This is a genomic window from Streptomyces sp. NPDC027663 (assembly GCF_055566415.1).
Map to the genome: position 1 here is coordinate 292,312 of NZ_JBVHSK010000007.1, position 21,460 is coordinate 313,771.

The 21,460-nt window shown below is 72.1% G+C and carries 23 protein-coding genes; 7 read left to right on the forward strand and 16 right to left on the reverse strand.

The window, feature by feature from the left end:
- Positions 1 to 2: 2 nt before the first annotated feature.
- The 3 genes from gatC to ACZ4SF_RS21325 form a co-directional block, all read right to left on the reverse strand.
- Entirely contained in the window at positions 3 to 299 is a 297-nt protein-coding gene (gene gatC, locus ACZ4SF_RS21315; RefSeq protein WP_004925108.1) for an Asp-tRNA(Asn)/Glu-tRNA(Gln) amidotransferase subunit GatC, read from the reverse strand.
- Positions 300 to 392: 93 nt separating this feature from the next.
- Positions 393 to 887, reverse strand: coding sequence for a cupin domain-containing protein (locus ACZ4SF_RS21320; RefSeq protein WP_468386601.1), 495 nt, complete (start codon positions 885 to 887; stop codon positions 393 to 395).
- Between the two features lie 30 nt (positions 888 to 917).
- On the reverse strand, positions 918 to 1,289 hold the full coding sequence (locus ACZ4SF_RS21325; RefSeq protein ID WP_468386603.1) for a DUF4267 domain-containing protein: 372 nt from the start codon (positions 1,287 to 1,289) through the stop codon (positions 918 to 920).
- A gap of 85 nt (positions 1,290 to 1,374) precedes the next feature.
- Between ACZ4SF_RS21325 and ACZ4SF_RS21330 the strand changes: the two genes are divergently transcribed.
- The gene (locus tag ACZ4SF_RS21330) at positions 1,375 to 1,953 is read left to right on the forward strand and encodes a TetR/AcrR family transcriptional regulator (protein ID WP_468386605.1); all 579 of its coding nucleotides are present in this window, start codon (positions 1,375 to 1,377) and stop codon (positions 1,951 to 1,953) included.
- A 313-nt stretch (positions 1,954 to 2,266) separates the two neighbouring features.
- On the opposite strand, the gene ACZ4SF_RS21335 is transcribed toward ACZ4SF_RS21330, so the two are convergent.
- The 5 genes from ACZ4SF_RS21335 to ACZ4SF_RS21355 form a co-directional block, all read right to left on the reverse strand.
- Complete coding sequence (locus tag ACZ4SF_RS21335; protein WP_468386606.1) at positions 2,267 to 4,510, reverse strand: putative bifunctional diguanylate cyclase/phosphodiesterase; 2,244 nt, start codon at positions 4,508 to 4,510, stop codon at positions 2,267 to 2,269.
- A 259-nt stretch (positions 4,511 to 4,769) separates the two neighbouring features.
- Positions 4,770 to 6,965, reverse strand: coding sequence for an NAD-dependent DNA ligase LigA (ligA, locus tag ACZ4SF_RS21340; protein WP_468386609.1), 2,196 nt, complete (start codon positions 6,963 to 6,965; stop codon positions 4,770 to 4,772).
- A 15-nt stretch (positions 6,966 to 6,980) separates the two neighbouring features.
- Positions 6,981 to 7,988: a methionine synthase gene (locus tag ACZ4SF_RS21345; protein WP_468386611.1), complete on the reverse strand. Its 1,008-nt coding sequence runs from the start codon at positions 7,986 to 7,988 to the stop codon at positions 6,981 to 6,983.
- 30 nt (positions 7,989 to 8,018) lie between these two features.
- Positions 8,019 to 8,696: an SDR family oxidoreductase gene (locus tag ACZ4SF_RS21350; RefSeq protein WP_468386822.1), complete on the reverse strand. Its 678-nt coding sequence runs from the start codon at positions 8,694 to 8,696 to the stop codon at positions 8,019 to 8,021.
- Positions 8,697 to 8,724: 28 nt separating this feature from the next.
- Positions 8,725 to 9,264, reverse strand: a complete 540-nt coding sequence (locus tag ACZ4SF_RS21355; protein WP_468386614.1) for an LOG family protein — start codon at positions 9,262 to 9,264, stop codon at positions 8,725 to 8,727.
- 133 nt (positions 9,265 to 9,397) lie between these two features.
- Here ACZ4SF_RS21355 and ACZ4SF_RS21360 point away from each other — a divergent pair, with 133 nt between their 5' ends.
- Positions 9,398 to 9,721, forward strand: coding sequence for a DUF427 domain-containing protein (locus ACZ4SF_RS21360; RefSeq protein WP_468386617.1), 324 nt, complete (start codon positions 9,398 to 9,400; stop codon positions 9,719 to 9,721).
- Between the two features lie 37 nt (positions 9,722 to 9,758).
- A complete protein-coding gene (locus tag ACZ4SF_RS21365) occupies positions 9,759 to 10,541 on the forward strand; it encodes an alpha/beta fold hydrolase (protein ID WP_468386619.1) in 783 nt (260 codons plus the stop codon).
- Between the two features lie 15 nt (positions 10,542 to 10,556).
- Here ACZ4SF_RS21365 and mnmA read toward each other — a convergent pair whose 3' ends face one another.
- A complete protein-coding gene (mnmA, locus tag ACZ4SF_RS21370; RefSeq protein WP_468386621.1) occupies positions 10,557 to 11,687 on the reverse strand; it encodes a tRNA 2-thiouridine(34) synthase MnmA in 1,131 nt (376 codons plus the stop codon).
- 108 nt (positions 11,688 to 11,795) lie between these two features.
- Here mnmA and ACZ4SF_RS21375 point away from each other — a divergent pair, with 108 nt between their 5' ends.
- On the forward strand, positions 11,796 to 12,443 hold the full coding sequence (locus tag ACZ4SF_RS21375; protein WP_468386825.1) for an N-acetylmuramoyl-L-alanine amidase: 648 nt from the start codon (positions 11,796 to 11,798) through the stop codon (positions 12,441 to 12,443).
- Positions 12,444 to 12,688: 245 nt separating this feature from the next.
- Here ACZ4SF_RS21375 and ACZ4SF_RS21380 read toward each other — a convergent pair whose 3' ends face one another.
- The 3 genes from ACZ4SF_RS21380 to ACZ4SF_RS21390 all read right to left on the reverse strand — a co-directional run bounded on the left by ACZ4SF_RS21380 (position 12,689) and on the right by ACZ4SF_RS21390 (position 14,500).
- Positions 12,689 to 13,858, reverse strand: a complete 1,170-nt coding sequence (locus ACZ4SF_RS21380) for a cysteine desulfurase family protein (protein WP_468386623.1) — start codon at positions 13,856 to 13,858, stop codon at positions 12,689 to 12,691.
- A 161-nt stretch (positions 13,859 to 14,019) separates the two neighbouring features.
- Positions 14,020 to 14,298, reverse strand: a complete 279-nt coding sequence (locus tag ACZ4SF_RS21385; RefSeq protein WP_468386827.1) for a DUF4190 domain-containing protein — start codon at positions 14,296 to 14,298, stop codon at positions 14,020 to 14,022.
- 34 nt (positions 14,299 to 14,332) lie between these two features.
- The gene (locus ACZ4SF_RS21390) at positions 14,333 to 14,500 is read right to left on the reverse strand and encodes a hypothetical protein (protein WP_468386626.1); all 168 of its coding nucleotides are present in this window, start codon (positions 14,498 to 14,500) and stop codon (positions 14,333 to 14,335) included.
- Positions 14,501 to 14,645: 145 nt separating this feature from the next.
- On the opposite strand from ACZ4SF_RS21390, the gene ACZ4SF_RS21395 reads away from it, so the two are divergent.
- A complete protein-coding gene (locus ACZ4SF_RS21395; RefSeq protein WP_468386629.1) occupies positions 14,646 to 15,272 on the forward strand; it encodes a TetR family transcriptional regulator in 627 nt (208 codons plus the stop codon).
- A 36-nt stretch (positions 15,273 to 15,308) separates the two neighbouring features.
- Here ACZ4SF_RS21395 and ACZ4SF_RS21400 read toward each other — a convergent pair whose 3' ends face one another.
- Entirely contained in the window at positions 15,309 to 16,286 is a 978-nt protein-coding gene (locus ACZ4SF_RS21400) for a helix-turn-helix transcriptional regulator (protein WP_468386631.1), read from the reverse strand.
- A gap of 115 nt (positions 16,287 to 16,401) precedes the next feature.
- Here ACZ4SF_RS21400 and ACZ4SF_RS21405 point away from each other — a divergent pair, with 115 nt between their 5' ends.
- Positions 16,402 to 17,001, forward strand: a complete 600-nt coding sequence (locus ACZ4SF_RS21405) for a TIGR03086 family metal-binding protein (RefSeq protein WP_468386634.1) — start codon at positions 16,402 to 16,404, stop codon at positions 16,999 to 17,001.
- A gap of 132 nt (positions 17,002 to 17,133) precedes the next feature.
- Here the strand turns inward: ACZ4SF_RS21405 and ACZ4SF_RS21410 are convergent, their stop codons facing one another.
- Entirely contained in the window at positions 17,134 to 17,997 is an 864-nt protein-coding gene (locus ACZ4SF_RS21410) for a thioesterase family protein (RefSeq protein ID WP_468386637.1), read from the reverse strand.
- Positions 17,998 to 18,151: 154 nt separating this feature from the next.
- Between ACZ4SF_RS21410 and ACZ4SF_RS21415 the strand changes: the two genes are divergently transcribed.
- A complete protein-coding gene (locus tag ACZ4SF_RS21415; protein WP_468386639.1) occupies positions 18,152 to 19,399 on the forward strand; it encodes an alpha/beta hydrolase in 1,248 nt (415 codons plus the stop codon).
- On the opposite strand, the gene ACZ4SF_RS21420 is transcribed toward ACZ4SF_RS21415, so the two are convergent.
- Both ACZ4SF_RS21420 and ACZ4SF_RS21425 read right to left on the reverse strand, forming a co-directional pair.
- The gene (locus ACZ4SF_RS21420) at positions 19,308 to 19,967 is read right to left on the reverse strand and encodes a trimeric intracellular cation channel family protein (protein ID WP_468386642.1); all 660 of its coding nucleotides are present in this window, start codon (positions 19,965 to 19,967) and stop codon (positions 19,308 to 19,310) included. The two genes, ACZ4SF_RS21415 and ACZ4SF_RS21420, sit on opposite strands and share 92 nt — an antisense overlap.
- 47 nt (positions 19,968 to 20,014) lie before the next feature.
- Positions 20,015 to 21,406: a M1 family metallopeptidase gene (locus ACZ4SF_RS21425; protein WP_468386645.1), complete on the reverse strand. Its 1,392-nt coding sequence runs from the start codon at positions 21,404 to 21,406 to the stop codon at positions 20,015 to 20,017.
- Positions 21,407 to 21,460: the final 54 nt, after the last annotated feature.

A 21,460-nucleotide genomic window follows, 5' to 3' on the forward strand; every position in this document is an offset into this window, starting at 1 on the left:
GGTCACTCCTCCCCCAGGATCTGCGGCACCTTGAAACGCTGCTGCTCCTGGGCCGGGGCGCCGGAGAGCGCCTGCTCGGGGGTGAGCGAGGGACGGACCTCGTCCGGCCGCATGACGTTCGTCAGCGGCAGCGGGTGCGAGGTCGGCGGTACGTCTTGGTCGGCGACCTCGCTGACGCGGGCGACCGCGCCGATGATGTCGTCCAGCTGTCCCGCGAAGTGGTCGAGTTCTTCGGGCTTCAGCTCCAGACGCGCCAGCCGGGCGAGGTGGGCGACCTCCTCGCGCGTGATGCCAGGCATGCAGCGATCCTCTGGGGTGAGTGTGGGTGTATTGGGGCCAATCCTATGGGGCGGGCCCGGGTGGCCGTGAAACGGTTTGCCCGAGCCCCTCCGTCAGGGGCGCCTGGCGTCCCACACGTCGCTCTCCATGAAGTGGTTGTCGTACCGGTCCTGCACCGCCAGCAGGCTCTCCCGGGACACCTCGCCGAGCGCGACGCGGTGGAGGTGGCGGAAGTACTCGAAGCGCTCGACGCCCGGCGTGATGACGATGAGCAGGTCGGCGTCGGCACCGGGCACGGCGGCGAAGGCGTGCGGCTTGCCGGGTGGGACGACGACCAGGTCTCCGGGTCCGGCGGTGACCACGTCGTCGCCGGAGAGGATGTCGGCGGCGCCGTCCAGCAGGAAGAACATCTCGGCGGAGTCGTCGTGCCAGTGCGGCTCGGCGCCGTCGGCACCCGCCGTGAGGGTGACGCGCTGGGTGGACAGGGCGCCGCCGGTCCGGCTGCTGTCGGCCAGCAGCCGGACGGTGACGGGCGCGCGGCCGACGACCTCCGCCTCGGCCGCCCGGACGATCACGGACTCGTCGAATTTCGGAACGAACAGCGACATCTCGAAACCCCCTGGTGACGGTGGGCGTGGTCAGACGAGGAAGAGCAGTGCGGCACTGATCAGCACGACGACCGCGGTGGCGAAGTGCACCCCGAAGGCGACGGCCTTGGCACCGCCGTTGCGCAGGACTATCAGCGTGTCGAGGAGCGGTACGAGTGCCACGCAGACCATGAACCACGCCTCGGCCCGGGCACCGGCGAAGGCCAGCAGGGCGAGGCCCACCAGCCCGAAGGTGCCGTCCCTGAGTCCCTTGACGGACAGGTAGGCGCGGGCGTCACCGCGCGGGTCGGCCGGGACGCCGTACCCGGCCGCCGCGGGGCCGGGCTGGAACCAGAACCGGTAGCCGAGGAACACGCAGAACAGGTCGAGCAGGACGGCCAGGGTGTACGCGGTGACAGTCACGCTTCTCTCCTTGCTAGCAGCGCTAGGGACAAGAGCGAAGCTAGCAGAGCACCGACAGATTGGCTAGCACTGCTAGAATGAGGTCATGTCGATCCAGACGCGCCGGGAGCGCGAACGAGCGGAACGCGAGCGGCTGATCGTGACGGCCGCGCGTGAGCTGGCCGAGGCGGAGGGCTGGGACGCGGTCACCACGCGCCGGCTGGCCGCCGAGATCGAGTACAGCCAGCCGGTCCTCTACAGCCACTTCAAGGGCAAGGACGCGATCATGGCGGCGGTCGCGGTGCAGGGCTTCGCCGACCTGGCCGCGGAGCTGCGACAGGCCCGCACGGCGACGCGGGGCGCCCGGGCGGCGCTGACGGCGGTGGCGGAGACGTACACGTCCTTCGCACGGCGCCGGCCGGCCCTGTACGACGCGATGTTCACGCACCTGGTCGACCTGCCGTTCGCCACGCAGGAGGCTCCGGCGCCGCTGCGGGAGGCGTTCGGCGAGCTGCTCGTCGCGGTGGAGCCGATCGCGCCCGCGGGCGAGGACCCGGGCCTGCTGACGGAGACGTTCTGGGCAGGGCTGCACGGTCTTGCCACGCTGATGAGAAGCGGCCGCCTGCCGGAACACGGCCACGAACAACGACTCGCGCTGCTGACCGGCCACTTCACGGGGGGCTGACCACCCGAAGGGGCACGGGGACCGGCGCACCCAGCCACCACGAACCCGCACCCGCCCGGCTTGCACTGCCGACCGGCCCGTCAACGCAGGGCCGAGCACCCGAAGGGACGCGGGGAACTGCGCGCCCAGCCACCACGAACACGCACCCGCCCGGCATGCACTGCCGATCGGCTTGTCAACGGAGGCGAGCACCCGAAGGGGCGCGGGGAACTGCGCGCCCAGCCACGACGAACCCGGACCCGCCGACGGTGCTCAGCCCGGGTGGGAAACGGCCACGTCCCGGCCGAGTGCCACGGGCGGGCGGGTGGGAAAACTACTCGGCGGCCGGCAGAGCTGCAGGCGGCCGCTGCCACCCGCGGGACCCCCGCGCCAGCAGCCACGCGGTCGCCTCCTCCGGCGGCATCGCCGCGGCGACCAGCCAGCCCTGCACCGCGTCACAGCCCAGATCCCGCAGCCGCTCCCACGTCTCGTCGTCCTCCACGCCCTCGGCGACGACCAGGAGGCCGAGCGAATGGGCCAGGTCGACGGTGCAGCGCACGATCTCGGCGTCCTCGGCGTCGACGGCCAGCCGGGCCACGAACGAACGGTCGATCTTCAGCTCGCTGACCGGCAGCCGCCGCAGGTGCACGAGGGAGGAATAGCCGGTGCCGAAGTCGTCCAGGGACATCTTCACGCCGTGCCCGGTGAGCCCGGCGAGGGTGTCGGCGGCCCGCTGCGGGTCCTCCAGCAGCACGTGTTCCGTTATCTCCAGCTGGAGCGCCCCGGCCGGGACCCCGTGCCGGGCGAGGCGCGCGGCCACCGACCCGGCGAACCCGGGGGTGTGGACGTCACGCGGGGAGACGTTGACGGCGACCGGGACCCGGAGCCCCTGCGCGCGCCACTTCGCGACCTGCCCGAGCGCGGTCTCCAGCACGTACTCGGTGAGGTGGGGCATCAGCCCCGAGGACTCGGCTATCGCTATGAACTCGTCCGGCGGCACCTTGCCGCGCTCGGGATGCACCCAGCGGACCAGCGCCTCGAGGCCGGCCACCTGTCCGTCGAAGCGGACCTTGGGCTGGTAGTGCAGCTGCACCTCCTGCGCGTCCAGGGCGCGGCGCAGGTCGCCCAGCAGGCCGAGGCGGTCCGGGGTGTTGGAGTCCCGCTTGGACTCGTACACCTCGACGCCCGTGCGGTCCCGCTTCGCCTGGTACATCGCCACGTCCGCCCGGCGCAGCAGTCCTTCGGCGTCGAGGGCGTGGTCGGGGAAGACGGCGACGCCCGCGCTGGCCTCCAGGACGAGGGTGAGTCCGTCGAGGTCGAGCGGGGAGCTGAGGGCGGTGACGAGGCCGCGGGCGACGCGCGTGGCCGACGTGGTGGAGTCGGCGACGGGCAGTAAGACGGCGAATTCGTCCCCGCCGAGCCGGGCGGCCTCGGCGCCGCGCGGCAGGGCGAGCCGCAGCCGGTCGGCTATCTGGAGGAGCAGCCGGTCACCGGCGAGATGCCCCAGGGTGTCGTTCACCGAACGGAACCGGTCGAGGTCGATCAGCATGAGGGCCGCGCGGGCACCGATGCGCTCGGCGTCGTCGAGCGCGGTCCATATCCGCTCCTGGAGCCACTGCCGGTTGGGCAGGCCGGTCAGCGGGTCGCGCAGTTGCTCCTCGGCGCGGGCACGGGCCATCCAGAGCGTGGAGTCCAGGGCGACGAGGGGGATGGCGAACAGGGGGAGCAGGATCGGCTGGGCGTCGGCGACGACGCACAGCAGGGGTGCGATGCCGAGCAGCGCCACGGCGACCAGACCCTGCCGGACCAGGGCGGAGCGGGCGACCGTGGGCACCCCGCCGCCGCGCGGCGCGTGCAGGTACCACAGCAGGCCGCGGCTGACGGCGAGGTAGGCGCCCGCGACCAGGACGACCTGGGGGGCCGTGGCGATGGTCCAGGTGTCCGGCCGCCAGGGCTCCTCGGCGCTCGGGACCCGGCCGAACGCGCCGAGCAGCAGGGCGCCGGCGCCGATGCCGAGGATGTCGACCGCGCCGTGCAGCACGCCCTGCCGCCAGCGGTGCCGGCGGGCGATGCCGACCAGGACGACGACGGTGAGGCTGACCAGGCCGGCCGGCACCCAGCCGTACAGCAGCAGTACGGCGAGGGTGAGGGCGGCGCCGGATCCGGTGCCGCCCCACCAGCGGGCGCGGCCCAGCATGACGAGGTGGCCGACGATGATGCCGGTGAGCAGGGCCAGCGACCAGCCGACCGTGCCGCCGGGGAAGAGGGCGTGGTGGCCGACGTAGGCGCGGTAGAAAGCGGCGCCCAGGAGGAGGCCGGCGGCGGCGACCACGGCCGCGGGCAGGGCCGGCCAGGACACGTGCCGTTCGGTGTCGGCGCCGGGCAGGCCCGGGACGGGCTGCACGGCCAGGGGCAGGGCTGTGTGCTCCTCGGTGACGGCGGCCGGTCCGGCCGGGCGCGGCTGCGCGGCCGAACGCCCGCCGGCCACCCGCCCGGTCCACCGGCTCCCTCGCCATGCGCCCGCGCGGCGGCGCAGGCGCAGCCGTGACTCCGGCGCGGCGCTCTCGGTCGGTTCCATTCCCGTCCCTCTCACAGCCGGCGGTGCCCACGCCACGCGGCCCGATGACCGACAACCATCAGCAGCTCCGCGTCGAAGAAACCTTCCCCGTGCCCCAGGAGCGCACGGAGGTGCCCCAGCCGCAGCTGGGCACGGCAGGCGCACACCTCAACAGTAGGCCGCAGAAGGCTTCCACGGGCACCGGTCTCCGACGGTTGCCCGAATACGCCCGGGCCACCCGTATGCAACTGATATGCGCCGATCGGGTGGCCTTCAACCGCTACTCCCCGGTCGGAAGCGCGACTTCGGCCGCCGCTTCGGGGCCCTGTTCCAAGAGGACGTTGAAACCATCCTCGTTCAGGACAGGAACCTTCGCTTGCATGGCCTTGTCGTACTTCGAACCAGGGTTGTCACCAACTACGACAAATGAGGTCTTCTTCGAAACCGAACCGGTCACCTTCGCGCCCTGGCTCTGCAGCGCCTCCTTGGCGCCGTCCCGGGTGAAGTTGTCCAGCGTGCCGGTGACGACGACCGTGAGCCCCTCCAGCGGGCGCGGCCCCTCGTCCTCGCCGGACGACGCGTCCTCCAGCGGGACTCCGGCGGCCTTCCACTTGCGGACGATCTCGCGGTGCCAGTCCTCGGCGAACCACTCCTTGAGCGCCGCGGCGATGATCGGACCGACGCCGTCGGTGGCCGCCAGCTCCTCCTCGGTCGCCTGTTCGATGCGGTCGACGGAGCGGAACTCGCGGGCGAGGGCCTGCGCGGCCACCGGTCCCACATGCCGGATCGACAGCCCGTTCAGGAAGCGGGCGAGCGGACGGGCCTTGGCCGCCTCGATGTTCGCCAGCAGAGCCAGCGTGTTCTTCTTCGGCTCGCCCTTCTGGTTGGCGAAGACGGTGACGACCTTCTCCTCGCCGGTCTTCGGATCGCGCTTGGGCAGGCCGCTGTCCGGGTCCAGGACGTAGGCCTTGATGGGCAGCAGCTTCTCCACCGTCAGGTCGAACAGGTCGCCCTCGTCGACCAGCGGCGGGTCGGTCGGCTCCAGCGGCCGGGTGAGCGCGGCGGCGGCCACCTCGCCGAAGTGCTCGATGTCCAGGCACTGACGACCCGCGAGGTAGGAGACGCGCTCGCGCAACTGGGCCGGGCAGGTGCGGGCGTTGGGGCAGCGGAGGTCGATGTCGCCCTCCTTCATGGGCCGCAGCGCGGTGCCGCACTCGGGGCACGCACTCGGCATCACGAACTCGCGCTCGGTGCCGTCACGCAGATCGGCCACCGGACCGAGGATCTCCGGGATGACGTCACCGGCCTTGCGGATGACGACGGTGTCGCCGATCAGGACGCCCTTGGCCTTGACGACCTCCTGGTTGTGCAGGGTGGCGAACTCCACCTCGCTGCCCGCGACCGTGACCGGCTCGACCTGGGCGTACGGCGTGACGCGGCCCGTGCGGCCGACGCCCACCTTGATGTCGATGAGCTTGGTGTTGACCTCTTCCGGCGCGTACTTGTAGGCGATCGCCCAGCGAGGGGCCCGCGCGGTGGAGCCGAGCCGCCCCTGGAGGCGGATCTCGTCCAGCTTGACCACCACGCCGTCGATCTCGTGCTCGACGGAGTGGCGGTTCTCGCCGTAGTACGCGATGAACTCGCGGACGCCGTCCAGGTCGTCGACCACGCGGTTGTGCCGGGAGGTCGGCAGGCCCCAGCTCTTCAGCAGGTCGTACGCCTGCGAGAGCCGGGTCATGCCCGTGAAGCCCTCCAGGGCGCCGATGCCGTGGACGACCATGTGCAGGGGCAGTGTCGCCGTGACCTTCGGGTCCTTCTGGCGCAGTGAACCCGAGGCGGAGTTGCGCGGGTTGGCGTACGGCTTCTCCCCGGCCGCCACACGGCGTGCGTTGAGATCCGCGAAGGCCTCCATGGGGAAGTAGACCTCGCCGCGGATCTCCACCAGGTCGGGTACCTCGTCGCCCTCGAGGCGGTCCGGGATCTCCGCGATCGTACGGACGTTCTGCGTGATGTCCTCGCCGGTGCGGCCGTCACCGCGGGTCGCCGCGCGGGTGAGACGGCCGTTCTCGTAGGTGAGGTTGACCGCGAGGCCGTCCACCTTCAGCTCGCACAGGAAGTGATAGCCCTGGTCGCCCAGTTCCCTGGCGATGCGGTCGGCCCAGGCGGCCAGATCGTCGTCGTTGAAAGTGTTGTCGAGCGACAGCATCCGCTGACGGTGCTCGACGGCGGTGAACTCCGTCTCGTACGACCCCGCGACCTTCTGGGTGGGCGAGTCCGGGGTGCGCAGCTCCGGATACTCCTCCTCCAGGGCCTCCAGAGTCTTCAGGAGCCTGTCGAACTCCGCGTCGCTGATGACGGGAGCGTCCTTCACGTAGTACCGGAAGCGGTGCTCCTCGACCTGCTCCGCCAGCTGCGCGTGCTTGTCGCGGGCCTCGGCGGGCACCGCCGTCGTCTCCGCCTGCTTGTCGCCGGCCACCGTGTTGTCCTCCCGTTACTCAGGGTTGTCCGCGAGGGATCTCGCCGCCCGGACGCAGTGGGCGAGCGCCTGACGTGCGTAGGCGGGGGAAGCGCCCGCCAGACCGCACGCCGGGGTCACCGTGACGGCCTCCGCGAGCAGTCCCGGTTGCAGGCCCAGCCTGCGCCACAGCGTCCTGACACCCATGACGCTACCGGCAGGGTCTGACAATGGGCCGTCCGTGCCCGGCACGACACCGGTGAACAGCCGCGTCCCGCCTTCGACGGCCTCGCCGATCGCCTCGTCGTCACGCTCGGTGAGAAGTGCGAAGTCGAAGGAGACGGCTGCCGCGCCGGCCCGCCGCAGCAGTGCGAACGGCACGTCCGGGGCGCAGGAGTGGACCGTCACGGGTCCGGCGCCGTGGACGGCGACGACCTCCCGGAGCGTGGCCTCCACGAGCTGCCGGTCCACGGCCCGGTGCGTGCGGTAGCCGCTGGCGGTGCGGACCTGGCCGCGCAGGACGGCGGTGAGCGAGGGTTCGTCGAGCTGGAGGACGATCCGGGCACCGGGGACGCGGCGCTGTACCTCGGCGAGGTGCAGGCGCAGTCCCTCGGCGAGCGAGGCGGCGAGGTCCCGGCATGCGCCGGGGTCGGACAGGGCGGCCTCGCCGTTCCTCAGCTCCAGGGCGGCGGCCAGTGTCCACGGCCCGACGGCCTGCACCTTGAGGTCGCCCTCGTACCCCTGCGTGAACTCCTCCAGGGCGTCCAGGTCCTCGACCAGCCAGGACCGCGCCCTCCTGGTGTCCCGGCCCGGCCGGTCCCCGATCCGCCAGCCGCTGGGCTCCACGCGCGCGTACAGCTCGACCAGCATCCCGGCGGTACGCCCGATCATGTCGGCGCCGGGCCCGCGGGCGGGCAGCTCCGGGAGGAAGGGGAAGTCCTCGAAGGACCCGGTGGCGGTCTTGGCGGCCTCTCGGGCATCGCCGCCGGGAAGGGACCCGACTCCGGTGGCGCCGGCGAACCTGAACACGCTGTTTTCGCTCACCAGGGCAGCCTACGGAACCCTGGGCCGGGGTCAGCGCCCCGGCCGGACCGTCAGGTCGTGAACCTCCGCGTCGCCCGGCAGGTCCAGGGCCATCACGATCGTCGTGGCGACCGACTCGGGATCCATCCACCGGGCGGGGTCGTACTCCTTGCCCTCCTGCTGGTGGACCTTGGCCTGCATGGGGCTGGCGGTGCGGCCGGGGTAGACCGTGGTGACCCGGACGCCGTTGCCGTGCTCCTCCTGGCGCAGGGAGTCGGCGAGGGCCTTCAGGCCGTGTTTGGAGGCGGCGTACGCGGACCAGCCGGCGTTGGCGGTGAGGCCGGCGCTGGAGTTGACGAAGATCACATGGCCGCGGGCGGCGCGGAGCTGGGGCAGGAAGTGGCGGGTCAGCTCCGCGGGGGCGAGCAGGTTGACGTTGAGCTGATGGCGCCAGGACTTCGGGGTCAGGTCGCCGACCTCGCCGAGGTCCACGACTCCCGCGATGTGCAGCAGCGAGTCCACCCGGTCCGGCAGCGACTGGTGGGAGAACGCCCAGGACAGCCTGTCCGGGTCCGCGAGGTCGCCGACCAGGGTCCGGGCGCCGGGGAACTCGGCGGCCAGCTCCCTGGCGCGGCCCGCATCGCGCGCGTGCAGCACGAGTTCGTCCCCGCGCGCGTGCAGCCGGCGGGCCACGGCCGCGCCGATTCCGGAACCGGCCCCGGTGATCACATGAGTAGCCATGCCCGCCATGCTCGCATCAGTGGCCGAAGACCTGCTGCTCCAGGTAGCCCAGCGCCCCGACCGGCTCGTCCGCGAAGAAGACCAGCTCGGACAGGGGGCGGGGCAGGAAGCCCTCGGCCTCCATGCGGCGGAACTGCTCGCGCAGGCCGTCGTAGAAGCCCGCCGTGTTCAGCAGCACGACCGGCTTGTCGGTGCGGCCGTGCTTCTTCAGCTCCAGGATCTCGGTGGCTTCGTCCAGGGTGCCGGTGCCTCCTACCATGATCACTACGGCGTCGGCCTTCTCCAGCAGCAGCTTCTTGCGCTCGGCGAGGTCGGCGGCGATCACCATCTCGTCGGCACCCGGCCGCGCCTTGTTCGCCAGGAACTCCACCGAGACGCCCAGCAGCCTGCCCCCCGCCTCGTGCACGCCGTCGGCGACCACCTTCATCAGACCGACGTCGGAGCCGCCCCAGACCAGCGTGTGGCCGGCCTTGCCGAGCAGTTCCGCGAACTCGCGCGCGGGGCGTGTGTAGCGCTCGTCGAGGTCGGCGGCGGACAGGAAGACGCAGATGTTCATGGCCTCCACCGTACGGCGCCCGGCCCGGCCGGGGATCGTACGGGGGCCCGGCCCGGCCGGGGGTCATGCGTCCGCGGCCCGGCCGCTTCTTCCCGGCCGGGAAGAAGCGCGACCCGTCCGGTGCTGACCCGGTATGACCCGAGGACACACGATCACGATCGACAAGAGCGAGCGGCACGTACGCGTGGTGCACGGCGACCGGGTGCTCGCCGAGAGCGACCGTGCCCTGGAACTGCGCGAGACGGGCTGTCCGGTGCGGTACTACATCCCCGCCGAGGACGTACGCCTCGACCTGCTGACGCCCTCCGACACGCACACCGTCTGCCCCTTCAAGGGCACGGCGTCCTACTGGTCGCTGCCGGAGGCGCCCGACCTCGTCTGGGCGTACCCGGACCCGAAGCCCGGCGTGACGGAGATCAAGGACCACTACTGCTTCTACGAGGCCGACGTGTCGTGACCGATGAGTCCCATGCCGTGCGGCAGTCTGCACGGCCATGGACAAGAAGACGACTTCCCGCGACGGCACCTCCCTCGCGTACGAAGTGTTCGGCCAGGGGCCCACGGTGATCCTGGTGAGTGGCGCGATGTCCACCGGCGGCACCGTGGCGCCCCTGGCCCGTCGGCTCTCCGACCGCTGCAGGACCGTCGTCTACGACCGCCGGGGCCGCGGCGAGAGCGGGGACACGGCTCCGTACGCGGTCGCCCGCGAGGTCGAGGACCTGGCCGCGCTGATCGACGCCATGGGCGGCGATGCCGCGCTGTTCGGTGTCTCGTCGGGCGGCGCGCTGGTCCTGGAGGCGGCGGCGAGCGGGCTTCCGGTCGGCCGGGCGGCGGTGTACGAGGTGCCGTTCGCCGATCATCTGGAGGACGGCGCCGCGCGGGAGGCCGCCTACAAGGAGCAGCTGAACGAGGCGCTCGCACAAGGCCGGCGCGGGGACGCGGTGGAACTGTTCCTGCGCCTGACGGGCCTCGCCGAGGACATGATCCAGGGCGCCCGGCAGTCCCCGATGTGGGCCGGTATGGAGGCCGTCGCCCCGAGCCTCGCCCACGACGACACGGTCATGGGCGACGGCCTGCTCCCGCGGGACCGGATCGCCGCGATCGGCGTCCCCGTGCTCTCGGTCGCGGGCGGCGCGAGCCCCGAGTGGCTGCGCACGGCGTCCCGCGAGATCGCGGAGACGGTCCCCCAGGGCACGTACCGGGCCCTGGAGGGCCAGACCCACATGGTGGAGCCGGAGGTGCTGGGACCGGTGCTGGCGGAGTTCTTCGCGGGGTAGGCGCGTCGGGCGGGCTCAGACCGTCGCTGCCGGCACGCGGGTGGTGGTAGCGATCGTCGCCGAGCCCACCACGCGCGTGCCGTCGTACAGCACGATCGCCTGGCCGGGGGCGACACCGCGGACCGGCTCGGTGAAGGTCACGCGCAGTCCGCCGTCGACCGGCTCGGCGGTGACCTCGGTCTCGCCGCCGTGGGCGCGCAACTGGGCGGTGTAGGTGCCCGGGCCGGTGGGGGCGGCGCCGCACCAGCGGGGCTTGATCGCGGTGAGGGCGCTGACGTCCAGGGCTGCGGCCGGGCCGACGGTGACCGTGTTGGTGACCGGGGAGATGTCCAGGACGTAGCGCGGCTTGCCGTCGGGCGCCGGGGTGCCGATGCGCAAGCCCTTGCGCTGGCCGATGGTGAAGCCGTACGCGCCCTCGTGCGTGCCCAGCCTGGTGCCGGACTCGTCCACGATGTCGCCCTCGGCCTTGCCGAGGCGCTTGGCCAGGAAGCCCTGGGTGTCGCCGTCGGCGATGAAGCAGATGTCGTGCGAGTCGGGCTTCTTGGCCACGGCCAGGCCCCGGCGCTCGGCCTCCGCGCGGATCTCCTCCTTGGTGGTGACCGTGTCACCGAGCGGGAACATCGCGTGCGCCAGCTGCCTGTCGTCCAGCACACCGAGCACGTAGGACTGGTCCTTCGCCATGTCGGAGGCGCGGTGCAGCTCGCGGGTGCCGTCCTCGTTCACGATCACCTTGGCGTAGTGGCCGGTGCAGACCGCGTCGAAGCCGAGGGCCAGCGCCTTGTCCAGCAGCGCGGCGAACTTGATCTTCTCGTTGCAGCGCAGGCACGGGTTCGGGGTGCGGCCGGCCTCGTACTCCGCGATGAAGTCCTCGACGACGTCCTCCCGGAAGCGGTCGGCGAGGTCCCAGACGTAGAAGGGGATGCCGATGACGTCGGCGGCGCGGCGGGCGTCGCGGGAGTCCTCGATGGTGCAACAGCCCCGCGCGCCGGTACGGAAGGACTGCGGGTTCGCGGAGAGCGCGAGGTGGACGCCGGTGACGTCGTGACCTGCTTCCGCCGCGCGCGCGGCGGCGACGGCGGAGTCGACACCGCCGGACATGGCGGCGAGGACGCGGAGGGGGCGGGTGCGCTGCGGGGTGTCAGTCATAGCCCTTCCAGGGTACGGGGGCGTGGGAACCAGGTCCGCCCGATATCCGTTGAAGATCGCAGGGGCGGTGACGGGGAGGTGACGGCGGGCATGACGACGGGGGCGGCGATGGGTACGGCGAAGGACGACTCGGACCGGCGGCTGGGGCGGCGGGCGCTGCTGGCCGGCGGCGTCGCGGCGGCGGTCGGCACGGCCGTCCTGGCCCGGGAGGAGCTGTCCCGGCTGTGGTGGCGGCTGCCGGGGGTGGACAAGCCGCGGGTGGCGGGCGCGGTGGACTTCCGGGGCGCGCGGTGGGTTGCGGCGTCACCGGCGAACTACCGGCGGGCGGACCGGCCGGCCGACTATCCGGTGGACCGGGTGGTCATCCATGTCACACAGGGCAGCTACGCGTCGGCGGTGAAGGTCTTCAAGGACCCGGAGCACGGGGCGGCGGCGCACTACATCGTGCGTGAGGACGGCCGGGTCACCCAGCTGATCCGGGAGCTGGACGTCGCCTTCCACGCGGGCAACCGGGGGTACAACGAACGCAGTGTCGGCATCGAGCACGAGGGGTTCGTGGAGAAGGCCGACTCCTTCACCGACGCGATGTACGCCTCCTCGGCCCGGCTGACGGCGGCGATCTGCGGGCGGTACGGCATACCCGTGGACCGCGAGCACATCATCGGGCACGTGGAGGTTCCGGGCACCGACCACACCGACCCGGGTCCGCACTGGGACTGGGACCGGTATCTGCGGCTGGTCCGGCGGGCCGGCTGACGGCGGGGGCTGCATGCCCCGACGCGCGTGACAGCGAGGGCCCGGCGCCCAGGCCATGTGACAGCCGAGCACGGCACGCCGGCCGGGTGACGTCGAGGGGTCGGGCGCACATGCCACCCCACGCCACGCACGGCGCACCAGCCGTGTGACGGAGAAGCACAGGCACACCGGCCACAGGACAGCGAAGTGCAGGTACAGCAGCCGTGCGGCCGGGCTCGGTCGCCCCCGCGGCCGATCGCCGAACGCTACGTCAGTCCCGCTGCCCGGGCCCGTTCCACCGCCGGCCCGATGGCCTTCGCCACTGCCTCGACGTCCGCCTCCGTGGAGGTGTGGCCGAGGGAGAAGCGCAGGGTGCCGCGGGCCAGGTCCGGGTCGCTGCCGGTGGCGAGGAGGACATGGCTCGGCTGGGCGACGCCCGCGGTACAGGCGGAGCCGGTGGAGCACTCGATGCCCTGGGCGTCCAGCAGAAGCAGCAGGGAGTCACCTTCGCAGCCGGGGAAGGTGAAGTGCGCATTGGCCGGGAGGCGGCCCTCGGGGGACGGGTCGCCGCCGAGGATCGCGTCCGGGACTGCCGCACGGACGGCGTCGACCAGCTGGTCGCGCAAGGCGCCGATCTCGCGTGCGAACCACTCGCGCTGCTCGGCGGCGAGACGGCCGGCCACGGCGAAGGAGGCGACGGCGGGGACGTCGAGGGTGCCCGAGCGGACGTGCCGCTCCTGGCCGCCGCCGTGCAGCACGGGCACGGGGGTGTACTCCCGGCCGAGGACGAGGGCGCCGATGCCGTACGGGCCGCCGATCTTGTGGCCGGAGACGGTCATGGCGGCCAGGCCCGAGACGCCGAAGTCGACCGGGACCTGCCCGAAGGCCTGCACCGCGTCGGCGTGCAGCGGGACGTCGAACTCGGCGGTGACGTCCGCGAGTTCGCGGACCGGCATGAGTGTGCCGATCTCGTTGTTGGCCCACATCACGGTGGCCAGGGCGACGTCGTCGGGGTTGCGGGCGATGGCCTCGCGCAGGGCCTCGGGGTGGACGCGGCCGTAGGAGTCGACGGGCAGGTACTCGACCGTCGCGCCCTCGTGCTCGCCCAGCCAGTGCACGGCGTCCAGCACGGCGTGGTGCTCGACCGGGCTGGCCAGCACGCGGGTCCGGGCCGGGTCGGCGTCGCGGCGGGACCAGTACAGGCCCTTGACGGCCAGATTGTCGGCCTCGGTGCCGCCGGAGGTGAGGACTACCTCGCTGGGCCGTGCGCCCAGCGCTTCCGCGAGGGTCTCGCGGGACTCCTCGACCGTGCGGCGTGCCTGCCGGCCGGATGCGTGGAGGGAAGAGGCGTTGCCCGTGATGCTCAACCGGGCGGTGAATTCCTCTGCCGCCTCCGGGAGCATCGGGGTCGTCGCGGCGTGGTCGAGGTAAGCCATGGTGAGGTGATTCTACGGCTCCCTCGCGGGCGGCCTCGGCCCCGAGTCCCGGCACTCGGCCCGGCCGCGGCGGGTGCCGTCCGTCAGGGGCGCCTCGTGCCTGGGCCCCGGTGGCGGCACAGCCGGCCGGGCCCGCCCGCACCGGTCGGTGTGGGCCGGCCTCACAGGCTCCAGGAAACCGTCCCCGAGATCTCCATCGCCGTCACCAGGACCGCCAGGTCGGCGACGCCCAGGGCCAGGCCCAGGTAGGCCCGGCCGCGGCGGGACGTGCCGCGCCAGAGGGCCACCGCCGCCAGCGCGATGGCGATCGGGCCGAGGAAGAGGTTGAGGACTAGCAGGCCGAGGAGGCCGAGGATGAAGGACGCGACGGCCATGCCGTCGGCGTCGCGCGTGCGCGAACGGATGTCGGTGCGGCTCGGGGCCGGTGCGGTGAGGTGCAGCATGGCTCTCAGCTCCTGATGTCCTTCCGGTGGGTCAGTTGGCCGAGGTGCGGCGACGGCGGCCGTGACGCTCGCGGATCGCGAAGATGCCGAGCCAGACGGCGATGACGGCGGCCAGGACGGCGGTGACGCCCAGCGGTGCGTGGGCGACGGTGCCCAGCACCACACCGAGCAGCATGAGTGCGGCGACGAGGAACAGCATGGGATCAGATCCCCCCTCCGGGATGCTCTCGTGTTCAGCCGGTGTGAAATTTGAGTGAACAGTTGTAGTAACAGTTGTTCACTGACTTCGAGTCTAGCGCGTCCTACGGCTTTTCAATTCCAGAGAACAGTTGTTAACTGATGACATGAGTCACACCCTCGGCATCCGGCAGGCCCAGAAGCAGAAGACCCGGCAGGCGTTCCTCGACGCGGCGCTCGCACTGCTCGAGGAACAGAGCCTGAGCAGCCTGGGCCTGCGCGAGGTCGCCCGGGCCGTCGGTGTCGCCCCGACGGCCTTCTACCGGCACTTCCGCTCGACCGCCGACCTCGGTGTGGCACTGGTCGACGAGGCGCTGGGCAGCCTGCATCCGATGGTGCGGACGACGGTGTCCACCACGGGCGACAGTGAGGAACGCATCTCGCGCGCCATCGAGCTGATCGCCCGTCATGTGGACGCGTACCCCGCACACGTCCGGTTTATCGCCCGTGAGCGACATGGCGGAGTCCAGCCGGTGCGCGAGGCCATCCGGGCCCAACTGGTCCGGTTCGCCGAGGAGGTGAAGGCCGAGCTGGCCAAGGACCCGGAGGCGGCGGGCTGGAGCGACGACGACCTGCTGATGCTCGCCCACCTCTACGTCGACCAGATGCTCATCACCGCGTCCTTGTTCCTGGAGGCACTGGAGGCCCCGGCGGAGGAGCGGGAAAGGGTGACGCAGCTCGCCACCCGCCAGCTGCGGCTCATCACCATCGGCCGCGGTCACTGGCTGGACTGAGCCGCCGTACGTGCGCCTGTCGGCCATGTTGCGCGATCAGGTGGCCGCCCGGTCCGCGCCCTCGTACAGGGCCGTGACCGAGCGGGCCCCGGCCAGCAGTTCCGCGCGCGCCTCCGGCGGGGCCAGGACCTCCACCCGGTCGGAGAAGGCGAGGAGCTGGCGTACGGCGCGGAGCGACGGGCAGACCAGGCGGACCGTGGCCCACTCGCCGGCGCCGTCGTCGTCGGGGAGAGCGGTCAGTCGTGAGGCCGTCATCCGCTGGAACATGTCGAGGAACTCGCGCCGCACCCGGACGGTGACCTCGACGCCGCCTTCCCGGTCCTCCACCTGCCGGCGCAGCACCTCCCAGGCGTCGGCGAGTTCGACCCCGGGCCGGCGCCGTACGGGCTCGTCCAGCAGCCGGGCGCTGCGCACCCGGTCGGCGCGGAACAGCCGGGGCCGGCCACTGCGGTCGGCGACCAGGTACCAGACCCCGGCCTTGGCGACCAGGCCGTAAGGGTCCACGGTGTAGGTCCGCGGCTCCCGCTCGCCGCTGTGCCGGTAGCGCAGCCGGAGGCGCCGGTCGGAGAACACGGCGTCCTGCAGCACCTGGAGGTCGACGGCCTGCTGCGGGCCGCTCATCCAGCGGGTGGCGTCGACCAGGATGCGCCGGCTGGTCACCTCGGCGGCGGGCCGGTACGGCGCCGGCAGCGCTGCCATCACCTTGCGCAGGGCGGAGCCGAGGGCGGCGTCGAGACCGAGCGCCGCATGGGCGCCCTGCGCGGCGAGGATGAACAGGGCCCGGGACTCGTCGGCGGTGAGCCCGGTGACGTCGGTGCGGAAACCGGCGAGGAGTTCGATGCCGCCGTGCCGGCCGCGCTCGGCGTACACCGGGACGCCGGAGGCGGACAGCGCCTCGATGTCCCGGTAGATGGTGCGGACCGACACCTCCAGCCGGGCGGCGAGTTCGTGCGCGGGGACGCGGCCCCGGGTCTGCAGGAGCAGCAGGATCGACAGCAGGCGGTCGGACTTCACCCCGTCAGAATCCCGCCCCCGCGGAGACCGAGGCAAATGCTGACGGAAGTTGTCAGGTTATCTCGGCACCCTTGCCGCATCACCCACCCGCGTCACCCACGAGGAAGAGGCATCCATGACCACCACCGGCTTCACCGACCCGCGCCCCGTCTACACCCGTGCCACCGAGCAGGCGGCGGCGCTCGTCAAGACGGTGCGCCCCGATCAGCTCGACGGCCCCACGCCCTGTACCGAGTTCGACGTCCGCGCCCTGCTGGGGCACATCGTCGGCGGCACCCGGCGCATCGCCGTGGTCGGCGAGGGCGGCGACGGACTCGCCGTGCAGCCGACCGCCGAGGGCATCGCGGACGACGGCTGGGCGGCGGCCTACGACGAGGTGCGCGTGCGCGTCCTGAAGGCCTGGGAGAGCGACGAGCGGATGACGACCCCGGTGCGCGTGCCCTGGGGCGAGGTCCCCGGCCACGCGGCGTTGTCGGGCTATGTCATGGAGATCGTCACCCACACCTGGGACCTCGCCGAGGCGGTCGGCCACCCGCACGAACTCGATCCGGAGCTGGCCGAGTTCGCCCTGGCCACCGCCCGCCGGGTGCTGCCTGACTCGCGGCCCCGCGACGAGGAGACCCCCTTCGGCGACCGGCGCGAGGCACGCGAGGGGGCCGGCGCCTACGAGAGGCTGGCCGCCTGGCTGGGCCGCACCCCGCTCGGCCGGGCCTGAGACAGCCGCTGGGCCGGGCCGCAGCCGTGGCCGCCCGGCCGAGGCGGTCGCCGGGCCGGGACGGAGCCGTGGCCGGCCGGGGCCGCGGTCGGAGCCACGGTCGGCCCGGTCACCGGCTCCGCAGGCTTCCGTTCAGCCGAGCCTGACCCGGGCCAGCTGGCGGGACTGGGCGACCAGGCGGTCCTCGCTGTCCCAGACCTCGGCGTCCTCCTCCAGGAAGCCGCCGGCGAGGTTGCGGGTGGTGATCGACACGCGCAGCGGGCCGGGGGCCGGGCGGTGCCGGACGTGGACGGTGAGTTCCACGGTGGGCACCCAGCCCTTGAGGCCGATCTCGAAGGCGGTGGGCGGCAGGGCGTCCACCGTGAGGAGCAGCGACAGCGGATCGGCGTCACGGCCGTCGGCCAGGCCGAACCAGGCGCGCATCTCGCCCTTGCCGGAGGGCGCGCCGAGCGCCCAGCCGAGGGTCGCGGGATCCAGTTTGAGCATCAGGCGGTCGGTGATCGCGGAGCTGCCCGGAACGGGGGCCGGTGCGTCGTCGGGGCCGAAGCACTGCTCCAGCGGCGGGATCGCGGGCGGGGCGGCCGTCGTGCGGACGTCGTCCGGCAGGGCGGTGAGGTCGCCGTAGGAGGCGAGGACACGGATGCGTTCGACCTCGTTGCCCTCGTCGTCGTACTGGAGGAGCGAGGCCTGGCCGGTGGACAGGGTGCGGCCGGTGCGGACGGTCTCGGTGCGGACGACCGCCGGGCCGGGCTGCGAGGCGGTCAGGTAGTGCGCGGAGACGGTGAACGGGTCGGGATGCGGGAGGGTGTCCGCGAGCGCCCGGCCGAGCACGGCCAGCAGGTAGCCGCCGTTGACGGCGCTGATGATGGTCCAGCCGGCCGAGAGGTCGATGTCGTAGACGCCGGGCTCGCGCCGGGTGACCGCGGTGTCGCGGTCGAACTCGCTGTCACCGATCACGGCCCGCGACGGGGAGGGGGCGGAAGCTGCTTCTGGCATGCCTGAACGGTACAACAGCAAATTACTAAGCGGTAGCTTTTTGTGTTGCGGTCGGATGACGGGAACCGGCCACCGAGGTGAGGCTCCGGAAGTTTCTCGGTAAGTGTCCGGACACGTCCACAACCTGACGTCGCCGTTTTCCCTCTATGGGGACATGAGCCTCACCGGGACTGCGTTCCTCTACACGACCGTCGTGCTGTCCGTGATCGCCCTCATACTCCCGCTCGTCCTGTGGTCGCGGGTGCGCGGTCCGAGAGCGCTGCGGGCCGCGGCCCGGGTCGTGATGCTGCTGTTCGTCCAGGGCACGGCCGTCACGCTGGTCTTCGTCCTGGTCAACAACCAGAACAACCTGTACGACAACTGGGCCGATCTGCTCGGCACCGGGAACCACGTCCAGCGCGCCGCCGACCTCGGGCAGGACGGCACCGGCGGCATCTCGGTGAAACGTTTGCCCAAGGTCCGGCAGGCCTTCAGGGCGGCAGGGGGACCCGGGATGCACGCGGCCGGCGGAGTACGGGTCACCCAGGTCGAGGGCCGGGTCTCGGGCGTCAACGCCGAGGTCTACGTCTGGCTGCCGCCGCAGTACGACGACCCGGCCTACCGGCACAAGAAGTTCCCGGTGGTGGAGCTGCTGCCGGGCTACCCCGGTTCGGCGAAGGCCTGGTTCGGGTCGATGAAGACCCATGAGCAGCTGCTGCCGCTGATGAGGAGCGGTCAGGTGGCGCCGTTCATCCTGGTCGCCCCGCGCACCAACCTGCTGGCCGGCGTGGACACCGGCTGCGCCAACATCCCGGGCCAGGTCAACGCCGACAGCTGGCTCAGCATCGACGTGCCGAAGATGGTCACGGACAACTTCCGCGCCCTGCCGGCCCCCCGGGGCTGGGCGGTGGCCGGCTACTCGGCGGGCGCGCACTGCGCGGTCAAGCTGGCCGCGGCCCACCCCGACCGGTACCGGGCCGCGGTGAGCATGTCGGGCTACAACGACCCGATCGGCGAGCGCAACTCCCTCGCCGCCCAGAGCCCCGCCCTGCGCGCCGCGAACAACCCCTACCTGCTGCTGAAGAAGGCGGCCGTGCCCCCGCGGATCGCGGTGTACGCGTCCGGCGAGTCCGGCGACGGCTACCAGGCGGGTCTCGCCCTGGAGTCCATCGCCAAGGCGCCGACCACCGTGCACGTGGTGTTCCTGCCGCGCAGCGCGGGTGGGCACACCATGGCGCTGTGGCGGCCGCAGGTCCCCGCGGCGTTCCGCTGGCTGACGCTGCAGATGGGCCAGAACCAGGCCACGGGACAGGACGGCTCGCAGGCCGGGGCTACTCCTCGCTCACCGTCGACCGGCGGTTCCACGCGCGCGGCGCTCGCCAGTGGAACCGCATCGCGAGCAGGCGCAGCGCGAAGGCCGTGACGACCGCCAGCCCGCTGGTGAACGGGGTGAGGGCGTCGTAGCGGATGCACAGTACGACCATGGTGGCGCCGACGATCGCCGGAACCGCGTACAGGTCACGGTCCCAGCGCAGCAGCGAGGGCACCTCGTTGGCCAGGACGTCGCGGAGCACACCGCCGCCGACGGCGGTGGCGAGGCCCAGCGTCGCCGACGACGTCAGGCCGAGACCGAAGCTGTAGGCCTTGGTCGTACCGCTCACGCAGAACAGGCCGAGGCCCGCCGCGTCGAAGACGAGCACCGCGGCCTGGATGCGCTCCACGTGCGGGTGCAGGAAGAAGACGACGAGGGTGGCGAGCAGCGGGGTGAGGAAGTACCCGAGGTCGGTGAAGGCGGCCGGGGGCACGGCTCCGATCATCAGGTCGCGGAACAGCCCTCCGCCCAGCGCGGTCACCTCGGCGAGCACGGCGATGCCGAACACGTCGAAGTTCTTCCGGACGGCCAGCAGGGCGCCGGAGATCGCGAACACGAAGATCCCGATCAGATCGAGCGTGTGCTGGACGGAGGGACTGAAGAGTTGCTGGAGCTGCACCCTGCCATTCTTACCTGTCGGAGGGTGTGAACCTTACAAAGCCAGGCTCACAGGGCCGGTTTCCCTGGTGTGAAGAGCCACGTGTCGAAGAGATCGTCCAGCTGCTGTCCGCTGACGCGCTCGGCGAGGCGGACGAAGCCGGCGGTGTCCGCGTTGCCGTACCGGTGGAGCTTCGTCCAGGCGGGCAGCAGCCTGAAGAAGGCGGTGTCGCCGATCCGCTCGCGCAGCACCTGGAGCGTCATCGCGCCGCGCTGGTAGACGGCCGAGGCGAACATCGTGTCCCGCTGCGGGTCACCCGGCTCGATCTGCCAGAAGGGCGCGTCGGCGGGGCGGGCGTTGTAGGCGGCGAGGAAGGAGTCGTGGGCGGAGCGGGTGCCCTGGTGCTCGGCCCACAGCCACTGGGCGTAGCTCGCGAAACCCTCGTTGAGCCAGATGTCCTTCCACTGCGCCACGCTCACCGAGTCGCCGAACCACTGGTGGGCCAGCTCGTGCACGATCGTCGACTCGCTGCGCACCGCCGAGTAGGCGGGCTTGCTCTGCACCTCCAGCGAGAACCCGGCCTCGGGCATGTCGTCCACGATCGCGCCGGTCTCCTCGAACGGGTACGGCCCGAAGACCTGCGACCAGTAGTCGGTGGCGGCTGCGGTGACGGCGTACACGTCGACGCTGCTGCTGTTCTTCAGGACGGGGTCGACGGCCACGTAGACCGGGATGCCGCCGGGGGTCCGTCCGGTACGCACGTCGAACTTCCCGATGGTGGCCGTGGCAAGGTACGTCGCCATCGGCCTGCGCTCCCGCCAGTGGGTGTACGTCGAGCCGTTCCGGTCGTACGTCGACACGAGCCGGCCGTTGGAGACGGCGGTGAGGCCCTCGGGGGCCTTGATCCGGATGTCGTAGGTGGCCTTGTCGGAGGGGTGGTCGCTGGACGGGAACCAGGTGGAGGCGGCGTTGGGCTCACAGGCGACGAAGACGCCGTCGGCCGTCTTCATCCAGCCGTACGCGGAGCCGAACACGATGGGCCCGCCGAGGGGTTCCGGTATGCCGCCGTAGGTGACGGTCACCGTGAACTTCCGTCCTGCGTGCAGGCGGTGGCGCGGGGTGACGGTGACCTCGTCGCCGTCGCGGGTGAAGTCGGCGCGTCTGCCGTCGACCTCGACCCGCGTGATCTCCAGCCGCTGGAGGTCGAGGTCGAAGGAGGAGAGGGTACGGGTGGCGCGTGCGGTGAGGGTCGTACGGCCGTCGAGGCGGCCGGTGCCGGGGTCGTAGGCGACGTCGAGGTCGTAGTGGCGGGCGTCGAAGCCGCCGTTGCCCAGCTGGGGGAAGTAGGGATCGCCGATGCCGGGGGCGCCCGGGGCCGGGGCGGCGGTGGCGGCGATGACGAGTAAGGAGGCCGCCGCGGTGGCGAGGGTCCCCAGACGTGCCGAACGGGAGAGTGCCATGAGTCGTCCCTTTCGAGCATGTGCCGGTCAGTGACTGACACGGACGACTCTGCG

What these genes read in the sequence shown, in the direction of transcription:
- gatC (WP_004925108.1), bottom strand. Translation starts at nt 299, where the DNA reads ATGCCTGGCATCACGCGCGAGGAGGTCGCCCACCTCGCCCGGCTGGCG.
- ACZ4SF_RS21320 (WP_468386601.1), bottom strand. Translation starts at nt 887, where the DNA reads ATGTCGCTGTTCGTTCCGAAATTCGACGAGTCCGTGATCGTCCGGGCG.
- ACZ4SF_RS21330 (WP_468386605.1), top strand. Translation starts at nt 1,375, where the DNA reads ATGTCGATCCAGACGCGCCGGGAGCGCGAACGAGCGGAACGCGAGCGG.
- ACZ4SF_RS21335 (WP_468386606.1), bottom strand. Translation starts at nt 4,510, where the DNA reads ATGGAACCGACCGAGAGCGCCGCGCCGGAGTCACGGCTGCGCCTGCGC.
- ACZ4SF_RS21355 (WP_468386614.1), bottom strand. Translation starts at nt 9,264, where the DNA reads ATGAACATCTGCGTCTTCCTGTCCGCCGCCGACCTCGACGAGCGCTAC.
- ACZ4SF_RS21360 (WP_468386617.1), top strand. Translation starts at nt 9,398, where the DNA reads ATGACCCGAGGACACACGATCACGATCGACAAGAGCGAGCGGCACGTA.
- ACZ4SF_RS21365 (WP_468386619.1), top strand. Translation starts at nt 9,759, where the DNA reads ATGGACAAGAAGACGACTTCCCGCGACGGCACCTCCCTCGCGTACGAA.
- mnmA (WP_468386621.1), bottom strand. Translation starts at nt 11,687, where the DNA reads ATGACTGACACCCCGCAGCGCACCCGCCCCCTCCGCGTCCTCGCCGCC.
- ACZ4SF_RS21375 (WP_468386825.1), top strand. Translation starts at nt 11,796, where the DNA reads ATGGGTACGGCGAAGGACGACTCGGACCGGCGGCTGGGGCGGCGGGCG.
- ACZ4SF_RS21380 (WP_468386623.1), bottom strand. Translation starts at nt 13,858, where the DNA reads ATGGCTTACCTCGACCACGCCGCGACGACCCCGATGCTCCCGGAGGCG.
- ACZ4SF_RS21390 (WP_468386626.1), bottom strand. Translation starts at nt 14,500, where the DNA reads ATGCTGTTCCTCGTCGCCGCACTCATGCTGCTCGGTGTGGTGCTGGGC.
- ACZ4SF_RS21395 (WP_468386629.1), top strand. Translation starts at nt 14,646, where the DNA reads ATGAGTCACACCCTCGGCATCCGGCAGGCCCAGAAGCAGAAGACCCGG.
- ACZ4SF_RS21405 (WP_468386634.1), top strand. Translation starts at nt 16,402, where the DNA reads ATGACCACCACCGGCTTCACCGACCCGCGCCCCGTCTACACCCGTGCC.
- ACZ4SF_RS21410 (WP_468386637.1), bottom strand. Translation starts at nt 17,997, where the DNA reads ATGCCAGAAGCAGCTTCCGCCCCCTCCCCGTCGCGGGCCGTGATCGGT.
- ACZ4SF_RS21415 (WP_468386639.1), top strand. Translation starts at nt 18,152, where the DNA reads ATGAGCCTCACCGGGACTGCGTTCCTCTACACGACCGTCGTGCTGTCC.
- ACZ4SF_RS21425 (WP_468386645.1), bottom strand. Translation starts at nt 21,406, where the DNA reads ATGGCACTCTCCCGTTCGGCACGTCTGGGGACCCTCGCCACCGCGGCG.